General features: G+C 51.9%; 12 protein-coding genes and 4 pseudogenes. 5 read left to right on the top strand and 11 right to left on the bottom strand.

Annotated features, from left to right (window positions below; all coding sequences use genetic code 11):
• Positions 1-25: 25 nt before the first annotated feature.
• Positions 26-775, bottom strand: a complete 750-nt coding sequence (locus AC4PS7_RS09450; protein WP_492179377.1) for a fimbrial biogenesis chaperone — start codon at positions 773-775, stop codon at positions 26-28.
• A 68-nt stretch (positions 776-843) separates the two neighbouring features.
• Positions 844-1,380 (bottom strand): fimbrial protein, encoded by a 537-nt coding sequence (locus tag AC4PS7_RS09445; protein WP_492179376.1) that lies wholly within the window; start codon positions 1,378-1,380, stop codon positions 844-846.
• Positions 1,381-1,853: 473 nt separating this feature from the next.
• Between AC4PS7_RS09445 and AC4PS7_RS09440 the strand changes: the two are divergent.
• Positions 1,854-2,472, top strand: a pseudogene (locus tag AC4PS7_RS09440) (IS66 family transposase); the annotation flags it as partial.
• An 85-nt stretch (positions 2,473-2,557) separates the two neighbouring features.
• On the opposite strand, the gene AC4PS7_RS09435 reads toward AC4PS7_RS09440, so the two are convergent.
• From AC4PS7_RS09435 to AC4PS7_RS09415, 5 genes are all read right to left on the bottom strand, one after another.
• A complete protein-coding gene (locus AC4PS7_RS09435; protein WP_492179375.1) occupies positions 2,558-2,749 on the bottom strand; it encodes a hypothetical protein in 192 nt (63 codons plus the stop codon).
• A 508-nt stretch (positions 2,750-3,257) separates the two neighbouring features.
• Positions 3,258-5,564: an ATP-binding protein gene (locus tag AC4PS7_RS09430; protein WP_492179374.1), complete on the bottom strand. Its 2,307-nt coding sequence runs from the start codon at positions 5,562-5,564 to the stop codon at positions 3,258-3,260.
• An 80-nt stretch (positions 5,565-5,644) separates the two neighbouring features.
• Positions 5,645-8,029 (bottom strand): ATP-binding protein, encoded by a 2,385-nt coding sequence (locus AC4PS7_RS09425; RefSeq protein WP_492179373.1) that lies wholly within the window; start codon positions 8,027-8,029, stop codon positions 5,645-5,647.
• A gap of 8 nt (positions 8,030-8,037) precedes the next feature.
• On the bottom strand, positions 8,038-8,703 hold the full coding sequence (locus AC4PS7_RS09420; RefSeq protein WP_492179372.1) for a response regulator: 666 nt from the start codon (positions 8,701-8,703) through the stop codon (positions 8,038-8,040).
• Positions 8,704-9,162: 459 nt separating this feature from the next.
• Positions 9,163-10,581: an EAL domain-containing protein gene (locus tag AC4PS7_RS09415; RefSeq protein WP_492179371.1), complete on the bottom strand. Its 1,419-nt coding sequence runs from the start codon at positions 10,579-10,581 to the stop codon at positions 9,163-9,165.
• A 721-nt stretch (positions 10,582-11,302) separates the two neighbouring features.
• On the opposite strand from AC4PS7_RS09415, the pseudogene AC4PS7_RS09410 reads away from it, so the two are divergent.
• The 3 genes and pseudogenes from AC4PS7_RS09410 to istB form a co-directional block, all read left to right on the top strand.
• Positions 11,303-11,431 (top strand): annotated as a pseudogene (locus AC4PS7_RS09410) (transposase); the annotation flags it as partial.
• A 143-nt stretch (positions 11,432-11,574) separates the two neighbouring features.
• Positions 11,575-13,079: pseudogene (gene istA / locus AC4PS7_RS09405) on the top strand (IS21 family transposase).
• Positions 13,072-13,875, top strand: coding sequence for an IS21-like element ISPsy20 family helper ATPase IstB (gene istB, locus AC4PS7_RS09400; protein WP_492179370.1), 804 nt, complete (start codon positions 13,072-13,074; stop codon positions 13,873-13,875). Before istA ends, istB begins: the two are co-directional and overlap by 8 nt.
• 1,562 nt (positions 13,876-15,437) lie before the next feature.
• On the opposite strand, the gene AC4PS7_RS09395 is transcribed toward istB, so the two are convergent.
• Positions 15,438-15,845, bottom strand: coding sequence for a hypothetical protein (locus AC4PS7_RS09395; protein ID WP_492179369.1), 408 nt, complete (start codon positions 15,843-15,845; stop codon positions 15,438-15,440).
• Between the two features lie 289 nt (positions 15,846-16,134).
• Here AC4PS7_RS09395 and AC4PS7_RS09390 point away from each other — a divergent pair.
• Positions 16,135-17,269, top strand: a pseudogene (locus tag AC4PS7_RS09390) (IS3 family transposase).
• Between the two features lie 55 nt (positions 17,270-17,324).
• On the opposite strand, the gene AC4PS7_RS09385 reads toward AC4PS7_RS09390, so the two are convergent.
• The 3 genes from AC4PS7_RS09385 to AC4PS7_RS09375 form a co-directional block, all read right to left on the bottom strand.
• Entirely contained in the window at positions 17,325-17,987 is a 663-nt protein-coding gene (locus tag AC4PS7_RS09385; RefSeq protein ID WP_492179368.1) for a recombinase family protein, read from the bottom strand.
• Between the two features lie 258 nt (positions 17,988-18,245).
• On the bottom strand, positions 18,246-21,911 hold the full coding sequence (locus AC4PS7_RS09380; protein WP_492179367.1) for an ATP-binding protein: 3,666 nt from the start codon (positions 21,909-21,911) through the stop codon (positions 18,246-18,248).
• Positions 21,912-22,863: 952 nt separating this feature from the next.
• A complete protein-coding gene (locus tag AC4PS7_RS09375) occupies positions 22,864-23,916 on the bottom strand; it encodes a hypothetical protein (protein WP_492179366.1) in 1,053 nt (350 codons plus the stop codon).
• Positions 23,917-24,122: the final 206 nt, after the last annotated feature.

Raw genomic sequence — 24,122 nt, 5'->3', positions numbered from 1 at the left:
GCTCGCGCTTAAAAATCGTTGAGGATTACTGAGAACTGAGCGCCTTGCGGACAGGAACCAGAGCGCCGTAGTCATTGATGGCATTGAACTGGACGTGAGCGGCAGCTCCCGGCCGGGCCTTGAGTGTCAACAGTGGAAAAGCACGCGTCTCACCTGGCGCGATCATCCCGTCCTCGCTGCGTTCACGCTTATCGTCATCGACAAGCTCGAGCTCTATCAGCGAGACATGGAAAGCCGACGGATTGAACGCCTGCAGCTCCCACCCTTGGCCGTTGCGGCCAGGAACCACATGCCATTGGACCTGTTCAATCGCATCGCTGGCAGTACCCACCAGCTTCTCCGGTCGGTAGAACAACTTGATCCGCGAGCGGAACGCCATCTGGAGGATATTCATGTCACCACCGTCTTGCGGCCTAGGCGGGATATCCAGGACGTTGAGCCAGAACACCGTTTCTTTGTCCTGTGCCATCGCAGCGCCAGTGAACATCACCCGCAACGTTTGCCCTTTACCAGGATCGATGCGCGCCACAGGAGGCGAGATCAGGAACGGGGCCTTGGACTGCGTAGGCGTCGATTCGACATTTCCGGTATCCAGCCATGATTGGGTCAATGCAGGCTGCGTGCCCGCATTGTCGAGCTTGACCGTTATTTCCTTTTGACCAGCCGGGTAAATCAGCCGGGTACCGGTAATCACCACACCCGCAGATGCCTGAGCGGCTTCAAGTGCTGCCAAGCCCACAAAAAGCAGGCGCATGAGTACAACTAAACGAATCATGGAATTGCCCCGTCGCTACCAGGACATGCACACCTTAGTCGCAAAGCGTGCATGCCCCTTGTTGCAACTTACTTATAATCGATGTTGTAAGTTACAGAACTCACCACTGTGCCCGGGCCGGTAGCTGCTTGCGCGAAGTATTGAACCGCATAAGGCAGGTCCGCCGACATGCTCTTCTCATCAAGAGCTATACGACTGGTGTTGGTTAACTGCTCCCCGCTTCCCGCTTTAATCGGCTTGCCATTAGTAGCATCAACCAGCTGCAGTTGAACTTTGGTAGCACTACCCGAGTTCTTCAGGTTACCGTTGGCAGGATCGACGGTGCCGCCAGCCTGGAAGAACGCAGCTGCCGTCTTAAGTGCGGCAGAGCAGTTATTGAGCTTGATATTGAAAGCGGTGAGACCTGCCACCTTTCCAGCCTCAGCCAGCTCCGAAGTAGCAAGCGTCGGCAGAGTGACGGTCGAGTTACCGCCACCGTTCACCGAGACCTGGCACGTCTCTGCCTTGAGCTCGCCGTTGAAATTGATAGTGCCGTCCGCAGCCATTGCAGCGGAGGTGATGGTAGCAGCGACCAGCATGGCAAGAGCGCAAGCTGTATATTTCATGAAAATACTCCGAAACAACTACATTCATAATTTAAGTGGAGGCCTATATAGCAGAGACACTCCTGTTCTGTTGCAGGCGCAATACTAGAGCTGATCTCATATGGATAAAATAGGAGCGCTCCTAAAAACAACAACTCGAAAATATTGACAAAACAGCGCCCAACACCCAGCAAGCATTAATATATTAACTCTTCAATAGGACTACTCCTAAAAAACAGAACCACTCAAACTTCATATTATTTTTATATATACTCGTGAGCATCCGACTAAATCACGTTCAAAAAAACAGCATTAAAGGCGATGATGTCCGCGTATTTTTAAGCGGACGTGAGAGCCCTTAACGTCAGGACTCCCATGCGGCAACAAACCTCTTACCACAAACAGTTCAACGCCCAAGTTGTTCAGGAATGCCTGCAACCCGGCACGACCATCTCCAGCCTTGCAATCATGCGCGTAACCTCAGCAGCTCCTAGAGCAGCAAGCTGGTGTGCGACGATTTTGCAGACTGCAAAACCGACTTCGAGAAAGGCATGACCCGAAATCGGCTTCACGGCTCACACCAGCCGCAAGTTTTTCGTTCTGCATGTGGCGAAAAAAAGCCAGTTGGCCGAACAGGCTCTGCATTTGATTGGCGGCTTGTACGAAGTTAAACGCCATGCGCGAGACATGAGTGATGAGGATCGTTGGCGAATACGCCAAGAAAAGGTTTCACTGCCAATACAGGCACTGCATGACTGGATGTTGGTCCAGCGAAATCTGGTACCGAACGGAACCGCGGCGGCTAAAGCCCTAGATTACAGCCTTAAACGCTGGATAGCGCTGACCCGCTACCTTGATGACAGGGCGGGGCCTATTGCCAACAATACGGTCGAAAACCGAATCCGACCGTGGGCACTTGGACGCTCGAACTGGTTGTTTGCCGGATCGCTAAGTAGCGGAAAAAGAGCGGCGGCAATCACGAGCTTGATCCAGTCTGCGTGCATGAATGGACATGATCCATATGCATATTTGAAAGACGTTCTCACACGCCTGCCTATTCAGCGAGTGAGCGAGATCGATCGGTTGCTCCCGCATAAGTGGCAAACTGTTTAATCAAGCAGGGCGAACACGCTAATGTTCAAGAGCACGGCCATTTGCGAATACTTCAACGAAAACGCAGGATGGTGTCAGCCTTCATTCAGACGACGCGCGCTCCCGCGCTCAACAGCGTGCCTGAGTAGAGTTTGGCGGCGCGGCGCTCGCGGATTCCTGGCAGCTCCTGAACGCCAAAGATCTCGCGATTGCTAACGGCAAGAAGTTTCCTTGCGAGATAAATTGCAGCAGTTTGGGGGCAAGCTTGATCAAGTACCCTATTTTTCAGGATCGGCATTCGGTACGGTCGACGCAGTTTTTGCCCCTGTGTTTAGTTACATCGACTTGCTGAGGTCGGTCGTATCCGATCCGATCTTCGACAATCTTCCCCGCGCATCAGCGTAGCGAGCGTCACTGGCAAACAGGCCACGCGTTATCTCTGCCGTGGGAGACGATTACGCCAAGCGATTCCAGCAGCACCTTGTTAAACAGCATGCAATACTCTCAGACTAGATGCGTTAAATCCGTCCGGCCAAATCGTCCAGACATGTTCAGAATTAATGGTGCAAAGAGCGTGTTTACCGGCTTCTTACTTCTTCTTTGCGGCGCCGGCTAGATGACTTGGCCGGACGCAGACAAATACTCGCGAACGGCGGTCGTGAAAAACCATACAGCGAGAAACGGTTGCCACGCTCGATATAACGAGTTGTACATCAGCACTCCTCGCATGTTCTCAAGCAATACGTCTTTATGATCGGCACTACTCATGCAAAGTATGAGTTATGCGCGGGCGTACCTCGACACCTCTAAGGAGCAGGCATGTTTCCTGGCACCTGCGCGGCGCTACACAGCTCAGTCCACTGCGTGAGCAACAGATGCAGTGGCGGCACAAAGTCCTCAGCAGGCCAATCGACGCGATCCCTCAACAATCGGTCGATCGCTTCGAGGGCGAGGGTGAGACGCGCGAAGACTTCAGGTTGCGCTATGCGCCATTGATGCAGAACCTGTGAAGCCCGGCTCTTGTCATGCATCGCCAACGCTTCGATGAGGTTGTTGATATGCGCGCGCAGATCAGGATAGAGCATTGTTGTTTCGAACTCGCCGCATTGGGTGGATTCCTCTGGCGTCAACGGCACATTGCACCACAACGCGATGATTTGCTCCAGTTGGCTTGACTGGACGGGCTTGATCAACAGGCCGTCCGCCCCTACATCGAAACAGTGTTCCAAGCTTTCATTCTCAGTAGACTCCCACAAGGCGATAATAGGAAGGTTGGGGCGCTGCCGTTGATGCTGCCATTCGCGCAAAGCCTCGACCAGGCTTGCGGCGCCACCGTCCAGCGAGCCCCAGTCCAGAAATGCCAGGCTAAACTCGTGCTTACACAATAGCGCCAGCCCCTGACCTGCATCGTCCGCAATCAACGTTTCGCACCCAGAGCGTTGGAGCAGTTCGACCAACGTCTGCCGTTGTAAGGTCGGCTTCTCGACCAACAGTACATGCACGCCAAGGGGCAGTACGGTATCAGCCATCAAAGTCTGCATCTGCTCGCTGCCGCAGACCGTATCGACACACGGAGCCAGAGTCCACGGCAGTATCATATCTATCTGAGAGCCCTTCCCCAGCTTGCTAGTGAGTGTTAGCTGGCCTTGCATTAGGCTTACCAGCCGTCGACAAAGCACCAGCCCCAGTCTCGTGCCTCTCATGCGCCTAGACGGCTGTTTGAAGCGCCAGGACGGTCGTAACAGCGAGCGCCGTGCCTGCCTGGACAGCCCTACACCTGTATCAACGACTCTAACAAGTACTTGCTCGTCCTCTCCTGCACCACCCAAACTCTGCAACTGCACTTGGACGCTTCCGGACTCGGTGTATTTGATCGCATTGGCAATCAGGTGCCGCAGCACTTGGGCAACACGACGATTGTCCAGCATCAGATACGGCAACTGGCTGTTCCCGGTCAGTGTCAGGTCAAGACCTTTTTCCTCGGCAGACTCCCGGAGGCTCTCGACCACCTCTTTGGCAAGCTCCCAAAGATCCGTGGGCTCAGGGTCAAGCTGAAGCTTTCCGGCCTCCATCTTGGAGATATCAAGCACATCATCCACCAAACTTAACAAGGTATGAGCACTGCTGATGGCGAGGCTGGCGAGTTTGCGCTGGTGCTCATCGAGCGGCGTGAGCTGCAACAATTCCATCGCAGCCATTACAGCGTTCATGGGCGATCGCACCTCATGACTCATCACCGCGAGGAACATTGCTTTATCCCGCTCTCCACGTGCAGCACGTATACGTTGAACACGGCTTTGCCAGGCCAACATCAGCAGCAATAGCGCGATGGCCAGCAGAAGCCACAATTCCGATTTGTAATGCTCGGTAATGGCTTGAATAGTCGGAATATCAACATCCAGTTCGGCCAGCCATTCTTCGTAAATCAGCTTACGCTCATCTGGATTGATGGAGGCTAGCACCTTATCCAAGATGGAAAACAATATGACATCAGTATCACGCACGGCCATGCTTACCCCTCTGTGCAACGAAGGAACCACGCCCGAAATCTGCAATACGCCTTTGTATTGGCGTGACAAATAAGGAATAACCAACCACTCAGAGGCAATGGCGGCATCGGCGCTTCCGTGATTGACCATCGCCAACATGTCCATCGCGTTTTTGGCACTGATCACCGTTACTCCAGGAATCTGACTTTTGAGAAAAGAGGCATAGCCTTCACGGTCGAGCATGACTAGCCGCTTACCGGCCAAATGCTCCAGCCCCACAAAAGGATTGTCAGAAAAGCCACTGACGAGGATGGTCGAACTGGTGTTATAGGGCTGTGTGTAGAGCATTCCGCGATCCACTTGGGGTTCGACAAAACTGCGCCGCGCTGACAAGACATCCACTTCCCCACTGAGCAGCAGGTCTTTTCGGAGGCTGCGCGTGGTGGTCCTGACCGGTTCGAATTGCAAACCGGTACGCCGTTCAATCAGCCGCAGGTATTTGGCGGACAGTCCTCGCAGCTCACCGCCGCTCATGTACTCGAATGGCTGAAGGTCATCGAAGACCCCGACGCGCAGCACTGGATGGGCAGAGATCCAGTCCCGCTCCTCCTGACTCAAAATCATGGGCACGGGGTCGACTTCCGCACGGACGCTACCCGCAACAGCCAATGACGCCAGCACAAACAACCAAAGGAATCGCCTATTCACGCCCCCCCCCTACAGCTAATCGACGAAAGACGGAGCACATCTAGTGGCATACCGTCGCTCGCGGTTTGCCAATGTTGAACGACTGATTGCAGCGCCCGAGCGTATGAGGGATCGTCCCAACCTCGGCCTTCGCGCAACAGTTCCTCCATCTGCCCTGCAGCATGGCCCAGCGCCGACAATTCCATAATCAATGCTGCTCCGCGCAGTCGATGGGCGAAGCGCAGTGCTTCAAGACGATCACATAACGCCACGGCGTAAATGAGATGCCCCAGGTCCCCGGCCATTTCCTCGCTCACTTCGGCCGACATCCGCAAAGGTGCGGCCGCAATCGGCCCCGGCAACGTCAGGCGAACATCGCACCAGCGCTCGATGACCTCACTCAGCTCTCCTAGGCGGATAGGTTTGCTCAGAACTTCATCCATTCCAGCCTCCCAGCAGCGTCTAGCATGCGGGCCACCCGTCGACGCAGAAATCGCGATGATCGGACAATGCACTCGCCCCAGCCGCAACTCGACGGCGCGCAGCTCGCGAGTCAGGCTGTAACCATCCTGATCGGGCAGTTCGCAGTCCATCAGTACCATGTCGAAGTCATGATCCTTGAACAGGGCCTTCGCCTGCGCGGCATCGGGCGCAATCACTGGGCAACAACCCAGACCACTGATCTGAGCCAGCAACACCTCCCGATTGGCACGGGTGTCCTCCACCACCAAGATCCACAGACCACCGAGGGATAGCGGTGTCAGCATGCCAGGTGCTTTCGACATTTCCTCCGTTTCAGCTGCAAAGTCCGCGGGCAGACAAAGCGTTACGGTAGTACCCACCCCCTGCTTGCTATCGAATGTCATGATGCCTTGCATTGCACTGATTATCTGCTGGCAAATAACCAGACCGAGTCCGGTACCGCCAACCTTCCTGTCATGCCGGGCTTGCGCATACGGCTGGAACAACAACGCCCCTGTCGACTCAGACACACCTTCGCCCGTATCGCGGACGACGATTTGCAGACTCTGAACGTTATCTAAAGAACGCAGCAGGCTGACCGCTACCTGTACGCCGCCGGTTTCAGTGAACTTGATCGCGTTGGAAAGCAGGTTGTGGATGACCTGAGTCAGCCGTGAACCGTCAAGTAACAACAGAGGTAAATGCGCAGGGACATCCAGCTCGAGTTTCAATTGCTTTTGCTGCGCCCGTAGACGATGCAGCCCCACCACCCCCTCCATCAATGCCCCAACTTCGGTAGGTTCGACCTCCAGCTGTCCAGCCAAGCCCCGTCCTGAAGTTTCCAAGACATTCAAACCGTCATCCAGCACGCGCTTCAATCCGGCTGCGCTACTATTTCCTAAATTGCAAAAGTGCCACTGCTGGGGATCGAGCCGGGAATGTAACAACAATTCCATCGCGGCAAGCACGGCATTCATGGGTGAACGAAGTTCACGATTTATATGGCGCAGCAACCTCGTTTTGTCCTGCTCGCTATGCGCCGCTCTGCGCCAGTGGCGGTAGCCACGCAACACGAATACCACCAAGCCGACAAATGCCAGGGTTGCCAGGATCAGGGCGTGCAAATAATGGCTGCTGATACTAATTAGCGTAGGCTCATCCACGTTCAGGTCGTGATACCACTTCTCATACATCGCCTTACGTTGCTCTCGCGAAACAGACCTCAGTACTTTCTCGAGAATCGACACCAGTTGCGTATTGTCAGCACGGACCGCCATACTCACCAACAGCAGTTGACTCCCAACCACCCCGGAAACCTCCAGCACCCCCTGAAACTGCCGATACAGATACGGCATGAGGAACGTTTCAGTGGCAACCACCGCATCGACGCTGCCATCTGCGACCCTGTTCAACATTTCCTCCGCCGATATACTCTTTATCAGGCGGGCATCAATCGACCGCTCAGCAAACATACGCTCGTAGTGCTCGACATCCGGAACCATCACGCTCTTACCGTGCAATTGATCAAGTTCGAAGATGTCTGGACGATCAACACGCGTAACGATAATCGGGGAGGTGGTGTTATAGACAAGCGTTTTGATCGCGGGATTGTCAGACTGGGATTCGAATTGCAGGTAGGAAGAAAGTAGATCAACCTGGCCGTCGAGGAGCATTTGCTGACGGACCGACGTGTTCTTGCCTGGCACGTACTGGAATTGTAGCCCTGTGGCGAGAGTGACGAACTCTAGGTAGTGTTTTGCCCGCCCTTTCAGCTCGCCTCCCACGAGGAACTCGAAAGGCACCAGGCGCTCGTCAACCCCCACCCGCAATATCGGATGCTGGGCGATCCAGCTACGTTCTTCCGGGCTGAGTTCGATCGGATTGGCTTGAATCAGAGGCGCAGTCCACATAAGCAGCCACAGCATCAGCGCCCTGCGCACGTTTCCCCTCATAGCGGGCTGATGATTTTATTGAGTTTAAAAAGTTCGTTGTTCGACGTCACGCCAAGCTTGCGAAACGCCGACGCTTTTTGAGCACTGATGGTCTTGAGACTGCGATTGAATTTCTTGGCAATTTCACTCACCGTCATACCCGCTAAGTAACAACGAATAACCTCCTGTTCACGGCTACTGAGTTCTGCCTGGGCGAAGGCGTCCGACGTGCCCATTACCTGTTTGGGCGGCTCGCTGGTGACCGCTTCAGCCAAACGATAGGTCATGACCGAACTGAGGTATACCGTACCGGACGCTACTTGACGAATCGCCTTGAGCAACTGCTGCATATCCTCACCCTTGCCAACGAAGCCCCGAGCACCGATACGCATAGCAAGGCTGACAGTCGCTGGATCGTGGTGCGCGGACAGCACTAAGACTTGGCAACTGGGGTATTTAACCCGCACAGCACGGATGAGCGAGGCGCCATCCAGTTCGTCTGGACCCAGCGAAAAATCCAGAATCAGAATATCCGCAGGGGACTCAGCAAGCCCGCCGATAAGATCGCGACTCCTTCCATAAACGCCAACGACCTTCAGATCCGTCTCAGCCGCCAGAGCCTCCACCAACCCATGCCTGACAACAGCATGGTCATCCAATAACGCAACACGTATAGATTTCATCGCGTTTTAACTCACTCAACCCAGCACGTACATCGCTGTCAAAAGGATAAATACAAGCAATACAACGCACAGCGTTCAAACGAGTATAAGCCGCAGTTGTAGATAGGCAAGCTGGTGCACTAGAAGCTTTTTAGTTTCCCTGCTTCGTAAACTTATGCATCTCACAACTGAATTTGTCTAAACCAATCGTCCGACTGCCCGCCCCTCAAAACCAAGTCAATTATTATTTCAGCCTTCTCCAACCGCAAGCAATTACCCTGCCATCCCGAGAGCAAGCAGCGCTTCCGCTCTCTGCATGTATGGCAACGACATTCGGCGGCAGGTAACCACGAGCCACAAACCGCGCGACTCGACATCTGCCAGTACTTGAGCGGGTCTGGCATGGATGGCGAATTGGATAGAGTTGAACTTCCCCAGACTTTTTATCTAGAGTGAAGAAAGCGCAACGACACTCGATGATTACATCCGTTTCTTCATGAAAATGATAAAGTCATCAAATTCCATGGGACGCGCCAAGGCATACCCTTGGCCAACTCGGCAACCTAATTGATGCAACATGGGAATCGTCGATTCATCTTCGATACCTTCAGCGACTACATTCGACGTCAGCAGCCGCGCCCAATTGACAAGACCACTGATTACCTTGCCCGAGGACGAGTGTTCTCCAAGAGCCCGGACAAATGACCCATCAATTTTCATTTCATCAAATGAAGTGTTGACCAGCAGGTTCATCGTTGCCGCCCCAACGCCAAAATCATCCAGTGATATCTGAAAGCCCTTGGCTCTGATAGCAGCCAACGCGGCGGACAGCAATAGCTCGTCCGGCTCGGGCACGTCCTCCGTCAACTCTAGCTTCAACAAACGTGTCGGCAAACCGACTCCACGCATGCGCGCTGCCAGCCGCTCAGCGAATTGCGGCGTACAGAGCGTCTTCGCCGAAGCATTGACAGCGATGGGAATCCAGCAGTTTTCTTGCTTGAGCGCGAGCATGACCTTGATTGCCCACATCTCCACCAAGCTAAATAACAAAAGATCCAACCCCAACCGGTTAACCAATGGGATCATCACGGAGGGCGGGATGTCACCAAATCGCGGATGCTTCCACCGTACCAGTGCTTCAGCCCCGACAACGCGCCGAGTCAATAGATCGAATTGTGGCTGGAACACGAAACGTAACCCTTCCCCAGTAGTAAGGGCAGTGATAATTTCATCTTCGGCCAATGAATCGAAAGTCGCTTGAACAGGCTCTGCATCGTTCTTAGCATGGATCAGCAGCGCCGCCTGCAAGGCATCCCTCAAGGCTGTTGCACCACATTGATGGAGGACTTCCACATGAATATCTGCGGCCTTGGCCAGACGCGCGAGGGACTCCAACGCAGTAATAGCCACCCCGCCCATGCACTTGATACTCGCTGCTTGCCCAATTGCGGAGAGCTCAAACGCGCGATTATCATCGCCTGGGCGCGCAAGCGCGATAATTGACGTCTCACCCATCCAGAACAGGCTGGGCAATCGTTCCAACTTACCGCTTTGATGCATGCGATTTAGCACGCTCAACAACAACAAGCCAGCATCGCAATCGGGACAAATCTGGCAAATGATCACATCGACAGAGTTTCTACTCAAATAAACTTCCAGTTCGCCCAGTGTGGCGAAGCTAGCCAAAAGCTTAATATCGTTAGCCTTAAGCATGCTCCTCATACGTTGAGCAGGAACTCCGTTCGCCGCCAATATAACGACGCGCAATGCTGCAAACGTGCTGGGCGCAATTATATTCAATCGCATAAAATAGTTTCCGTGTTTACTGCCTCCAATCAAGTTTATCTCCCCCTTCACAAAAAAAAATAAGACTGGGACTAAAAATATCGTTTCCGGCATTAGGCCCTGCTTGCGCGCATTGGCTTTCAATCAAGTCGGTTGGTTTTGAGGAGAGCCTCCTCTATCGAGCATATGCCTATCCGGCGGCTAGGCCTCGCAAGATAAATGCTACTCGACGAGCATGCTGGGTTGAACGCGGCATCGGAATACTCGTTTACATCCTGCTAGGTAGGTCGCACGGACTGATCATTTGCCCAATTTTGGCTGTGATGATTGCGGCTCGGTGACGATTTACATCAGCCATAGATACAAGTAACCCAGCGCTCGGAAAAATCAGACTAGTCCTATAGACGATGCATGCGCATAACCGGAAAGATTAATATCAGCTTCAGACTTAAATACCGACGACTAAGGTTATATCCATGCAGTCGATGATAGACATTCAAAACATACAACTGCATCTTATTGAATCAGCCGCAATAAATGAAAGTTGCGCAACAGATCTTCTTGACATCCTACACAAGCTTAACCATACAGAAGCTAGTAGTATCGTGTGCATCATAGAACAACTGCGCCGCGAAGCTCGATCTCTTCGGGCCATGTCTAAAAATTTGATATCGCGCCCTCACATTGACGCAGATAGGTGGACTGTGCGAATTATGGACAGTTGTTAACCCGTACAACTTAGTCAAGCAGGAAGCAATATGCGAACTGTACTGTAGTGGTCTAATGAAACCGGACACCCATTTAGGCGAGAATGCTCGCCAGATAGAGGTGTCTGATGACCAAACAACGTCGTTCTTTTTCCGCTGAATTCAAACGCGAGGCCGCAGGCCTAGTGCTCGATCAAGGCTATAGCCATATCGAAGCCAGCCGCTCGCTTGGTGTGGTTGAGTCCGCGTTGCGCCGCTAGGTTAATCAGCTTCAGCAGGAGCGCATGTTGCCGCTGACCGAAAACTGACCCAGTAGAGGCTGTTCTGCCGACTGAAAACTGACCCAGGTGTTCAACTGCTTCTGCTCACTTTTTGAGCAGGAGAACACAGGGTGATCAGCATGGAAATGTTGGGGAAAATCCGGCGGATGTACTTCCGCGACAAGCTCTCGTTGCATCAGATAGCCAAGCGTACCGGGCTTTCTAGAAACACCATCCGAAAATGGGTCAGAGCGCCCGAAGCCACTCAGCCGGCGTACCAACGGTGCGCAACCTTCAACAAACTCAGCCCTTTCCACGAGACGCTGGAACAGGCGCTCAAGGCCGATTCGTTCCGGCCAAAACACAACCGCAGGAGCGCCAAAGCGCTTTTCTTTTCGAGCAGATCAAGGCCGAGGGTTACGACGGCGGCTACAGCCAGCTCACGGCGTTTGTACGCTCTTGGCGAGGTGAGCAAGGCAAGTCTTTACGCGCTTTTGTACCGCTGACTTTTGCGCTCGGCGAGGCGTTTCAATTTGACTGGAGCGAAGAGAGTCTGCTGATCGGTGGCCTGTTTCGACGTATCCAGGTCTCCCACATGAAGCTGTGCGCCAGTCGCGCACTCTGGTTGGTTGCGTACCCCAGCCAAGGCCACGAGATGCTGTTTGATGCCCATACCCGTTCTTTTGGAGCGTTGGGTGGCGTGCCACGTCGCGGCATCTACGACAACATGAAAACGGCTGTCGACAAGGTCAACAAAGGCAAAGGCCGCACGGTCAACGCCTGGTTTTCCGTGATGCGCGCGCACTATCTGTTCGATCCGGACTTCTGCAACGTGGCCTCTGGCTGGGAGAAAGGCATCGTCGAAAAGAACGTGCAGGACAGCCGGAGACGAATCTGGCTCGATGCTCAAAACTGCATGTTCCATACCTTCGAGGAGCTGAACGTCTGGCTCGGCCAACGCTGTCGTACGCTCTGGGCCGAACTTGTACATCCGCAGTACAACGGTTTGACGGTGGCAGAAGTCCTGGAGCTGGAGCAGGCTGAAATGATGCCGATGCCGACGGTCTTTGATGGCTACGTGGAACGCACCGTCCGTGTCTCTAGCACCTGCCTGATCAGCGTGGCGCGCAATCGTTATTCGGTGCCTTGCGAGCGTGTTGGTCAGTGGGTCAGCAGCCGTTTGTACCCTTCGCGGATCGTGGTCATTGCCGACGAAACGGTGATCGCCAGCCATGAGCGCCTCTTTGATCGAGATCAGGTCAGTTTTGACTGGCAGCACTACATCCCACTCATCGAACGCAAGCCTGGTGCACTGCGCAATGGCGCGCCATTTGCTGATCTGCCAAAACCGTTACGGCTTCTCAAACGAGGGCGGAGGCGTCACACCAACGGTGATCGAATCATGATGCAGGTACTGGCTGCTGTGCCAATTGCGGGTCTCGAACCTGTGCTGGTGGCGGTGGAGCTGGTACTTGAATCGGGAAGTCTGAGCGCCGATCACATCCTCAATGTCCTTGCCCGCCTGACCTCCACCGCACCACCTCCCTGTGTAGAAACCAGCCTGCAACTCAAGGTCGCGCCTGTTGCCAATACGGCGCGCTACGACCGGCTCCGTACGACCGATGAGGAGAATCGCAATGCGTGACCTGATGACTGAACTCAAAGAACTGCGCCTGCACGGCATGGCCAGTGCTTGGGAAGAACTGGTATCTCAAGGAACAGCGTCGACGGCTTCATCGAAATGGCTGCTGGAACATCTGCTTCAGCAGGAACATGCAGATCGCGCGGTGCGCTCGGTGAATCATCAGATGAACATGGCAAAACTCCCCATGCACCGTGACTTAGCTGGCTTTGACTTCAGCGCTTCCAGCGCTGATGCCCGGCTGGTCAGCGATCTATCCAGCTTAGCGTTCACTGAAACCGCGCAGAATGTCGTGTTCATCGGCGGCCCTGGAACCGGGAAAACACACCTGGCCAGTGCCTCGGCTGTATCCGGAATTACGGCCCACAACAAACGCGTTCGCTTTTTCTCCACGGCGGATCTGGTCAATCTGCTGGAGCGTGAAAAGTACGATGGTAAGGCAGGCCGAATCGCCCATGGACTGCTACGAACAGACCTGGTGATACTCGATGAGCTGGGGTATTTGCCCTTCAGTCAAAGCGGCGGTGCCCTGTTATTTCACCTGCTGTCCAAACTGTACGAACACACCAGCGTGGTTATCACCACCAACCTGAGCGTCTCGGAATGGTCGAGTGTGTTTGGCGACGCCAAAATGACTACGGCGCTGCTGGATCGGCTGACACACCACTGCCATATCGTTGAAACAGGCAACGAGTCTTACCGCCTGCAACACAGCACATTGGCTGCCCAGACAAAGATCAAAACACGCGAACGAAAGCGAAAGGACGGAAATGATATCGAGGACGATGAGCCATTTTGATCCGCACCATAAATGCCCTGCTGCATGCGGTGGGGCTTGATGCGTCTTTAATCGGAACACTGCTGCTAAGCTTATCCACAATTGCTGGGACAGAAATCAGCAATCCGTCCTGGGTCAATTTTCAATCGGCAGGGTGGGTCAGTTTTCAATCAGCGCCAACAACTGGTACGCAAAGAGCTCGGCATGTGATATGTGAGCATCAAAAAAATAGAAAACGCAGCGCTCTCGCTTTCATCTCTCAATATCGGGTAATGGTGCATGGTTCTGGGAGGGGTCTGGAATCACTACAACTCGCATTAGCTACCAGAGCTAGTTAAGACAAAAGCGTGGAATAGCAAGAATACGAAGGGCTTTTATCGTGCCCGCAACCTCTTCTATGTTTCCATCTCACGCCCATGACTCGGCTCGCAGTGCAAGACACGCAAACCATGCTGGTAACCGCCCTCGAAGCGTTAAACAATCTGGTTGGGAGCGACAACATTGAAAAGCTTACTATCGCAATGTGAAAAAAACACAGACTAGGTGAACCGGATGATTAAAACCGGGGCGCCCCAGCTACATACGTCCACTTTTGGCCGATTTTTTGCCTGTCGCCGCAGTTTGCTTGGGTCAAGTCTAGCTCAGTCATAGAGATCAACGGGCTGGTCGAGTCCTGTGCAAACGGCTGGTCAAGTCCATGCAATTACGCAAAGGCAAAATCCCGTTCAAAGCCCGGGATTTGCAAGTGCCTCAAGGGCTACGGGATAAATGGTAACCCAAACAGCCCGATCCAGGATAGGTACTGATTTTCGACCTTTTTGAGCTGAATATGCTGAGGGGGTCAGCTATTCTCATCCAGGAAGAGCGCTCAGCGAACTGCTTCTCTTGGTTGGGGCTTTGTCACAGCAATAGCTGGATTGTTCAAACCCATAGTTGCCGGTGACCACCGGCAGAAACCGATCCAGGCTATTTGAAAACGGTTTAGAGCACGTTCGGCAGTCAGCAGCGGAAAGAAAATCGCGCTCATAAGTAAATTTCAGGTCTGTTGACTAACCAATACGCCAGTAGATTTAACGTAGCAACGCAGACTGCCAAACATTTCGTGCGCTTTCACGCAGCCCCGTATCCTGCTGAACGTGACAGGCCGGAATCGACACAGAATCGAGACGGGAACTAATCGACTTCAACTCAGAGTTGAATGCCATGCAAAAGCCAGTTTACGGCAAAGGGGAACAGAGCTTCGGCGTCAGGACCATAGCATCGTCCACAAACTCGACTGTCAATTCATCGCCTACATGTAGACCCATTTTTCCAGCAGATCTAGCGGCAGCCCCACGATTACTTCACAGCTCCATACCCTGCATCGATACACTCGACCGTCCAGCGTTCATTATCACTAACGCCTTCCAGCTTCTCATGTGACCGACAACATTACCCAATTGCCACTTTCGTAGGTATGGATAGAGTGCGACAGATGGTCAAGTGCAATGCTGCTTCGCGATTTGTAAAAAGGCACTGCCACTCTGGTTTCGCTGTTAGCACTCACTAACTCGACACCTAGCGAGCAAGATTAAGCCTTAGGGCTAGCCCTCTGAGGAGCCCCTCCTGGCCTTCGGTAGTGGTGTGGCCAACTGCCGGTTCGTAAGGCCGTGGCAGTATGCGTTGTATTGCCAGATGACGAACTGCTCCAGCAGGCGTTCATTTTCATGTCTAAGCCTCGCGTTTTCCTCCTCCAAACGCTTGATACGCTGCGCGGCCACTGTGAGCGAAGGTGGCACCTTGGCTTTGTCATTCATAACATCGCTTCTGCCTTTCTTATGCTGGAAGGCCTCTTGAATTTTCACATAGGCACTCAGTGTTTGACGTGTTGGACGCGTGCCAATCAGCGGAAGCAATGAGTCACACAAGGTTTCCGATATGAGCCGCCCCTGCCAGCCATCCAGCGCGTATAGGATCTTTTCGATATCTATCTCAGTCAGGTGTTTTGCCATGGCTCTCCCCTAATGCGTGATGCGTCTCGCCTTCCACACTTTCCGAAAGCTTGGGTTGCGAACTCTTTGCCGCTAATTCTCGCTTCAGCGGGCTGAACTCCTGGTCACACCTCAACCTGACAATGGCTCCCGGCACGATGTCATCAGACTGCAGCAGCGCGATTAGTTGGTCCGCTCGATCCAAGGTCTGTTTCTGGTGAACTGTCCACCGGTCAGCACCATAGTAGCCTGGACTGCCCCCGGCATCGTAGACATCTCCAGCCTGTGCTTTGAGCATAGGAGGAAGTTTATGAGCACCCAACGATTCACGCCGGAATTCAAGGCAGAAGCCGTGAGGCAAGTTATTGAACGCGGATACTCCGTTGCGGAAACAGCCGAGCGCCTCGGCGTTTCGACCCACAGCCTCTACAAATGGGTCAAAGCCGTGACGCCTGACAAAACCGAGAAACAGGCCAGCGAGTTGCTCGAAGCCAAAAGCGAGATTTTGCGGCTGCGAGCCCAAATGCGACGCTTGGAAGAAGAGCGCGACATATTAAAAAAAGCAGCGCGGTACTTCGCCAGGGAACCCGAGTGAAATACCGCTTTATGAACGAGCATCGGCATCAATACGCGATCACTACGCTGTGCCGGGTTTTGCAAGTTGCTCGTGCCGGGTTCTATCAATGGCTACACAAGCCTGTTTCTGACCGCGAAAAAGAGAATGGTCGGCTGTTAGGGCTGATCCGCGACTCCTATGCGGCCAGTCGAGGTGTGTATGGCGCACGGCGGGTGTTTGCTGACTTGCGCGAGGCTGGAGAAAGTTGCGGCAAGCACCGTGTCGCGGCACTGATGCGCACCAATAAAATCAAGGCGCTCAGAGGATATAAAGCCCCGCGCGCAATCAAAGGCAGACCATCGATCATTGCCCCCAATCGACTTAACCGGGCCTTCACTGTCGATGCCCCTAATAAGGCTTGGGTGACCGATATCACTTACATCCGAACGTGGCAGGGATGGCTATATCTGGCTGTCGTACTGGATCTCTACGCTCGCAAGGTGGTCGGCTGGTCAATGAAGCCAACGCTAGGCAAGGAGCTGGCGCTGGACGCGCTGCTCATGGCGGTATGGCGCCGTAAACCCAAAACCAGAGTCATCGTGCATTCGGACCAGGGTAGCCAATATGGTAGCGATGACTGGAAACGTTTTGTCTGGTCAACCACCTCGAGCCGAGTATGAGCCGCCGAGGAAACTGCTGGGACAATGCCGTGGCTGAGTCTTTTTTCAGTAGCCTGAAAAAAGAACGCATCCGCAAGAGGATCTACAAAACCCGGGACATGGCCCGTGCCGACGTATTCGATTACATTGAGGCGTTTTACAACCGAACGCGTCGTCACAGTCACCTGGGCGGCGTCAGTCCTGAGGCCTTTGAACATGCCTCACTTTGAGGCTGGAAAATGTCTACGGGAGCGGGGGTAGTCCAAGTGGAGTGCAATTTCGCATCTAACCATAAGACGATGAGGAGCTGAGCTCTTTTTTTATTCTGTAAACCGTGGCTTCTCCGACGTTCGCAGCTTCGGCAATCTCTTTGACTGTCATGTTTGAGGCCGATTGACCTTTGAGAAGCTTTTCAACCCGCTGCCATTTCTCAATGTTCTTCTGTTTCCCCACCGCTTTCCAAAAGGGATCAGCCGCTCTCTTGTTGGCAATACCTTGTCTGATCCGTTCGACGCGTTTTTCTTGATCAAGACGGGCCATCGTCGCCATTAGATCAATGAGTATGTTATTGATCACATGCATTACAGAGCCTGCAATGTCGCTGTGACCGTTGAAACCTTCGTTCAGATGCTCCCAACTAGTAGGCAGGTCGGCCACTACCAACCTCAAACCTTTTGAATTAATCGTCCCCTTTAGGGTTTCCCAATCCGTTTGGCTGAGCCGGGACAGACGATCCACCGATTCAACACATAAAACATGCCCAGGCTCCGCGCAAGTCAACAGCCTGTGGAGTTCAGGTCGTTGTAATTTGGTACCGGAGAAATTGTCGGCATAGATCCCAGCCACCACGTAATTTCGGCTCGCCGCGAAAGCCAGCAAAGCAGCGCGGGCCCGGTTCGCATCTTGATATTGTGTAGACGCTCTCAGATAGAGGTGTGCAAGGACCATGCAGAAAAGCTCTCATTAAGACATATAGATAGATAGTCCAATGATAATCTATCATTTGGAGATCTGCCAATACCTATATGATAGCCACCCTCGCTGCTCCAGCAATTCTCGTAAAGGTAGACTTATTTGATAGTTGGAAATGGGTTAGCGACGCAGCACACTGATACCGCTTGCGATCCCTTAGCCTGTTCAGCAGCACTCTTCCAGCTCACCCACTTGGATTCATTATCCCTACTCAGCCGATCGCAAAGCCGTTCGTCACTTCAAAGTTCTGTGAAACACTTCAAATCTGATCTTGTCTAGAATCGAATCCCCACCTTCGATAAAAGCGCTGATTTCTTTGAGTTGCGCAAACTGCGTCCGGTTAGCTTCCGAAGAAAATATTGGGTCTACTATAGATAGAGCTTCCACAGTGCCTTTGCTCTTTACCCACTGAAGAAGCGCAGGAAATATTTTCTCACGCTCAACCCCATTCCTTGCCTGTTTTTCAATCCATTGGTCGTGCCAAAAACGCGTACCGGCCAGAGCCTCTTCAATATCCGACATGTCTACGGATTCACGATTCAATAGGGCTGCTGACTTAGGAGAGCGCAACGCAAACAGGATAGGGTCTAGATTTTGTTTTCGAAACTGGAGCCAGTTGTTTTTGTTGCAGGTTTCCCACAGAACAAAAATATCACTTTCCGAAAGTAAGCTTAGATGGGGGCGAAGCGCGTCTAGTTGTGCACTTCGAGTGAGTACAGGACGATTAGACATAAACAAGCCCGCGGTAAAAGGAAAATGTTCCAAAAGTTTATGGGGGTCAGCGGCTTCCGCAATGGCCATGTTGGCGAGATTAACTAGCTTGGGTGTCGCCAAACACAGAGCTACGTGAACAAACTCTGGAATGCATTGAATTTTTGACCAAGAATTTAAGACCAATCGTTCCGCCGTAACGGAGTCGAGTCGCAAGACAAGCTCAGGAAACATCCAAAGGCCATTCTCGTCCTCCTCTAACGTGGACTCTTCAAGAGCATGAAGTGATGCTTCGAGCGCCGCAGTGAGCTCAACCGTCCAGATGTATCTTCCTGCCTGCCACCAATAACTTGGATCTTCTTCAATTTTCTTCAACAATTCCGGAATTACCGACAAATCAGCTCTTCGCGCTCGAGCCCAGACCGCAGCATCGTGAAGTACATCACCGACTTTAACATTACGCGCAATATCGAGATCTCCCGGAGCAACGCAAACTTCCCAAAGGGAAAATGAGGACTTGCGGAGGTAGGGGTCGTTATCGAGATTCATCGCTAAGTTAGCTAGATGCTGCTTGCTTTCAATGGACATGACCCGTCCATCTTTTTCTGTCTGACGACGCCACTCGTCCTTCAAAAAGTGGTCAACATATCCGCCAGTTCCAGCCGATTCTCGCGTACGCCCGGCAACGTATTCGACCCCGTGTTGGAGTGCAATAGGGTCATCAACCCCGCGTAGCATGTAGGTTATGGGCCATTCTAGAGCTTCGGATTGTTTGGCTCGCCATACAAAGTATGGCAACGCGGCGCGAGGGACATGATCACGAAACTTCCAAGAGATGCCATGAGCGGCCAATGAAGTCCGGTTCGTTTTGCCAAAAACGCTATCTTCTCGTTCCGGTAGAGCTTCCCAAGCATCGCATACGGGGCCAAGCGTGGTAGCCACTTCATCACCACAGGTATGCGCAGCGGCCCATAAAAAAGCTTCCAAATCCCGCTTTTCAGGATCTAATTGTCGCCATGCTGTACGCACAGCAGCCGAGAGTCTTGGCTCCGCAAGATATCCGGCTAAATACAGTGCACTACTTTTCGTATCGAAAATCGACGACTCCGGATCTACCAGGACTTTCTCAATGGCCCGCTCAAGTCCGCGGCCATATTTATTACGAACATGTTCCACGAGCTTATCTCTGCCGTTGACATTCACCCCGAAAGAGTAACTCGAGACCCAATTTAAACCTGCTGATAAGCTCCCATTGCGGAACTGAGCCTCGTACATATATGGATTAAAATCGTCCTGCGGGAACATGTACGTCAAGTCAAGGACATCTGGCGAGTCAATCTCGGAAAGGATTTGCAAGCCACGTGCTCGCCGGCTGTAGTATGCATTGGTCCGGGTGGCTGCCATGTTAATCCAAGCATCAATAACAGACGCTGTATGAGCAGTATAATCGCTCTTTCGCTGTACAGAATTCTTAAAGGCATGAAAGGCGACCAGCGGACTTTCGGACATCAAAGCATACAAACGGTTTGGGTCGAGGGCCGTAAGCGAAGCAGCAGTGCCCACGAACTCCGCAAAGTAGGGATCTGAAAGATAGGCAGCTTGATGATCAGCATTTATTTGGGTGGCGATGAAGTTGGCGAGCAGCGTGTGTAGAATGCGTCCATGTCGCAACTCAATGACTTCTGACCCACCCGCTTTGCTTAATCGCAAAACTCCCCCTTTGGCAACGAGATATCGCAGAGCGCTCAGATCATAGGAATTCAACCAAGCTTGTGCTTCGCGCCAAGTTGGTACCAGACAACGTTGATGCAACATCCCAGAAAGGAGTGCATTCACGGCGTTTTCAAGGTCAGTCGCGGTCAGTTCAGATGACAAAGCCACGTTATCTAACTCACGGCTAACATACTGCGCAATTACGTCTTGTGCCCGCGCAGAATGGGCAAAATCGTAAAGTCCAATTAGCAGAGGGTCGTGACCCAGCTCACGAGCGACTGCTGCAGCTGATAGATCATTTTGCGGATACCCCAATGCCAAGCCTCGGAGCCGCACTGCTTCTAAAGCCTCTTCTGTCGAATAAAGACCTACTACATGAACCATCCCGCCGTTTGTTAGCTCTTCTTTACTTTCCAGGCCCGCTAAAAACTTTGGCCAAATTGGACAAAGTAAGCGCCATTTCCGGAGCGGGTGACTATCGGATTGAGAGCTTCCTCGCAACGCCCAAGCAACCAGCTTATTCATCAAGCTCACAGTATTCTCAGCGCGGCTTATGTCCTCTACTACAACGACAAATGGCTTCAGCTCGCTACTTAGTTCAAGTGCTTTAAAACCTGCAAGCGGCTCCAACTCAGGGAGATAGCGTCGGAGCTCGATATCGATTGCTTCTTCTATAGAACCAGCGGCACGTACTGTTTGATCGCTCAGCACGATGCCTGGCTGCCCCTCAACTAAAGCCTGATGCAGGATTTCGAAACAGATAGTGGTTTTGCCCATACCAGAAGCGCCAGCGAGCAGTAAATGGCCCGTGCCTGCGAAACTTTGTTCTCGAGAAACCAAGGCATCTCTATTCGTCGCCGGCAGCCGCGCATTCAGACTTAACCTACCTATTCGAAGCAGTTCGCCCATCGACAGCAAGTTTGGCTGCACGCCAAGATAGGCACGGCGTATCGCTTGTCCTTCTGATGTCGTATCCAAATACTGTGCAATTCTCGACACTGACCAAACATCAAGAGTGACGTTGTGGGCACTGGCGAGGGCTTGAGCTTTGAGGCGGACTACCGTCGGCTCCTCTCTATTGCAAGTCAACGCTAACGTCGCCCTCAAATTAGGGTGCTGCTCCCGTAGCTTTACAATCTCCGCGAGTGCCTTGACCAAATCCCCGGGGGGCTGTGTTGGTTTGCCATTTGGTTTACGGGGCTTCACGGTAGAGGGGTTGTGCAGCCACTTTCTTTCAAGATCATCTCGGCTTGATGTTGTATGTGCCCCAGCAACAAACATGGACTCTCCATCAATGGTGACCCAGCCCAAGTTATCCAAAGGCGCCTTTACAGTCTTACCATCAGTATTTACCCCCTGATGCGACAGATTCGCATAGAGGTCAGGGTCAGCAGAGCGAAGCACCGATGTAGCAATGCGTTCAAACTGAGCTGCGTCAGTAATGGTCGCCAGTTGCTGAATTGTTTGGGTGGCCATGCCGTTCTCCCTGTATTTTTCTCGGTATAAAGCTGGTTAGCTTTTTTATAAGCAGTTTGATGGCTTTTCTGCGTGATAGCCGACTTCGATGCTAGACATACAAGGTTTGCTGTGAGCTTTATCCAGGCATACAGGCCGAGCGGTGAAATGGCTACTTCGACAATGGGTAGATTGCCTTCGGGAAACTCCGTGAGCGCTTCGATGTTGAATTCTCCGGGATAATGCTGACGGCTCACACACGTCCTTGGGTCTCGTCATGGATCGCAGGGCACTACGAACCAGGTACTATAAATAGCTCGTGCCGTTAAATTTAGAAGGGCATTGAGATAATAACATCACCATGACATCTGAATCGCCCCGGATTCCTCATCTCTACTGATCCTTGTCCATAGTGAATTGACCATTTATTTAGAATAGCGAAATGCCTCCATAACCACCACTATGTTAAAAAAATGCAGACAATTGGGCTCAGCCCCTCCCCGAGATAAACCGTTTACCTAATCATCATTGGATTTGCATAGGGGGCAAGGAGCGCTGTTTTCAGCTTGTACTGGCCGCGTATCTGTGACCGCTGCAAGTACTGCCTATCGAGTCGATCGTGCGATGCAGCGATTTGTCGATGTCGGGAGCGACCGCACCCGAGCGCCCGAGCCCACACCAAATGCTGTTGTCGGACGGTTTAAGGTAGACCCGGCTCATTTGGCCGAGTTGCTGCACGTCACGAACGTGCAAGAGCGAGCAAAGTCTTTCTCGCGAAAGAACGCCCTTGAGCAACTCATCGATGAAAAGCATGACATCTCTAGCGACAGAGTTCACCTAGCCCTCGACGACCTGCTCGAATCGTCGGGTCTTGAGGCTAACGCGGGCGAGATCCGTCAGCGGTCTGCGGAGTCTTCTACTTAGATACCAAAACTAAGATGGCACATGTTTCCAGCGCATTATCCGACTAGTATTATTCAGTTACCCATGCTCTATCAGGAAATTTCAGATAGGACTTCACCAACCGTCTAAACTTTTTCGTATCTAGAACTGCTCCATGGAGCACATCAAACGCGGTGTCGTACATGAGATCTTTGAAAACAGACCATGATTCGGGATCTTTAAGCATAGCCTGGCCGTACTTGATACGAATTAAATGCTCGTATTTACAATAGAACAATTTGTTGTAGGTAGCGCTTTGCTTTGCACGTTCCAATGCCATATAGCCGATGACCATTGTACATCTTATACTTTTAAGCATTTTACGGCTTTTCTTATTGTATTTAATGAATCGACTAATACTATCCATGTAAGCTAAAAACTTTGATTCCTTTCCTGGGTTAAAAATGTAAGGCCTAGTACGGGTGATATTGCCCCATTGCTCCGTCAAGTTTTTTAGGCTTCGTCCCATTAGCATGTCAAAATCCAAAGAAGAGTCGATGCCCAAGATCTTATTTACTGTGGAAAGTTTTCTCGATTTTCGTACAGATCGTATTTCGAGGTATTTCAGAAGTACGTCACCAAGGTATTTCTCAATCAAAACTAAGACATCATCAGATTTCATTCCTTTAGGTATACTCCATTTCGGCTCAAGGTCATTTTTGGAAATCGCGAGTCCGCCAGCTACGTATTTATTCCCAAATTTACGGTTTTGATGAGCTCCGCCATAAAACAAATTTTTACAATGAAACAGACCAATGAATTCTTTACCCTTTACAGGGCAAACGTGGCAAAGCTCGACATCCCCTTTTGGCTTATTTATAACAAGGTCCATAGTTTCTATAAACGTCTCTAGGCTATGACCATGAAGAATTTGAACCGTATTCGCTCTTTTACATTGGCCTACTAGATAAAGAAATTCTCTATTAAGCCTTAAATTCGACTTCCGCTTTGCTGAACGTTTCTTAAGAGCTGCTTTCTTTCGATTAAAATATTTATTGCAAATTTTGCTACAGTAAATTTTATTTTTGTCTTGTTTAGAGCCGCTTTCTATAAGCCTCTTGCATTCCAGACACTGCTTATTCATGACTACTACTCTTGATGGCGTAATCATTGTTTACAGTTTTATTTTAAGCCACCCCCATATCCGTACTAGCTCAGAAATGTGACGCTAACGTAGCTTGAATATATCTCAGAGCAAAGCAATGATATTTGAGCCTCATCACCATCTAAAACAACTTTACTTTTGGAAATTTTAGTTCTGCTTTCCGTAAAAAATACGGCATGAGAAAC

Source organism: Pseudomonas sp. DW-iso3 (assembly GCF_058725305.1).
Note: the sequence above shows the minus strand (reverse complement) of the source record. Positions and strands in the feature narration are given on the sequence as shown.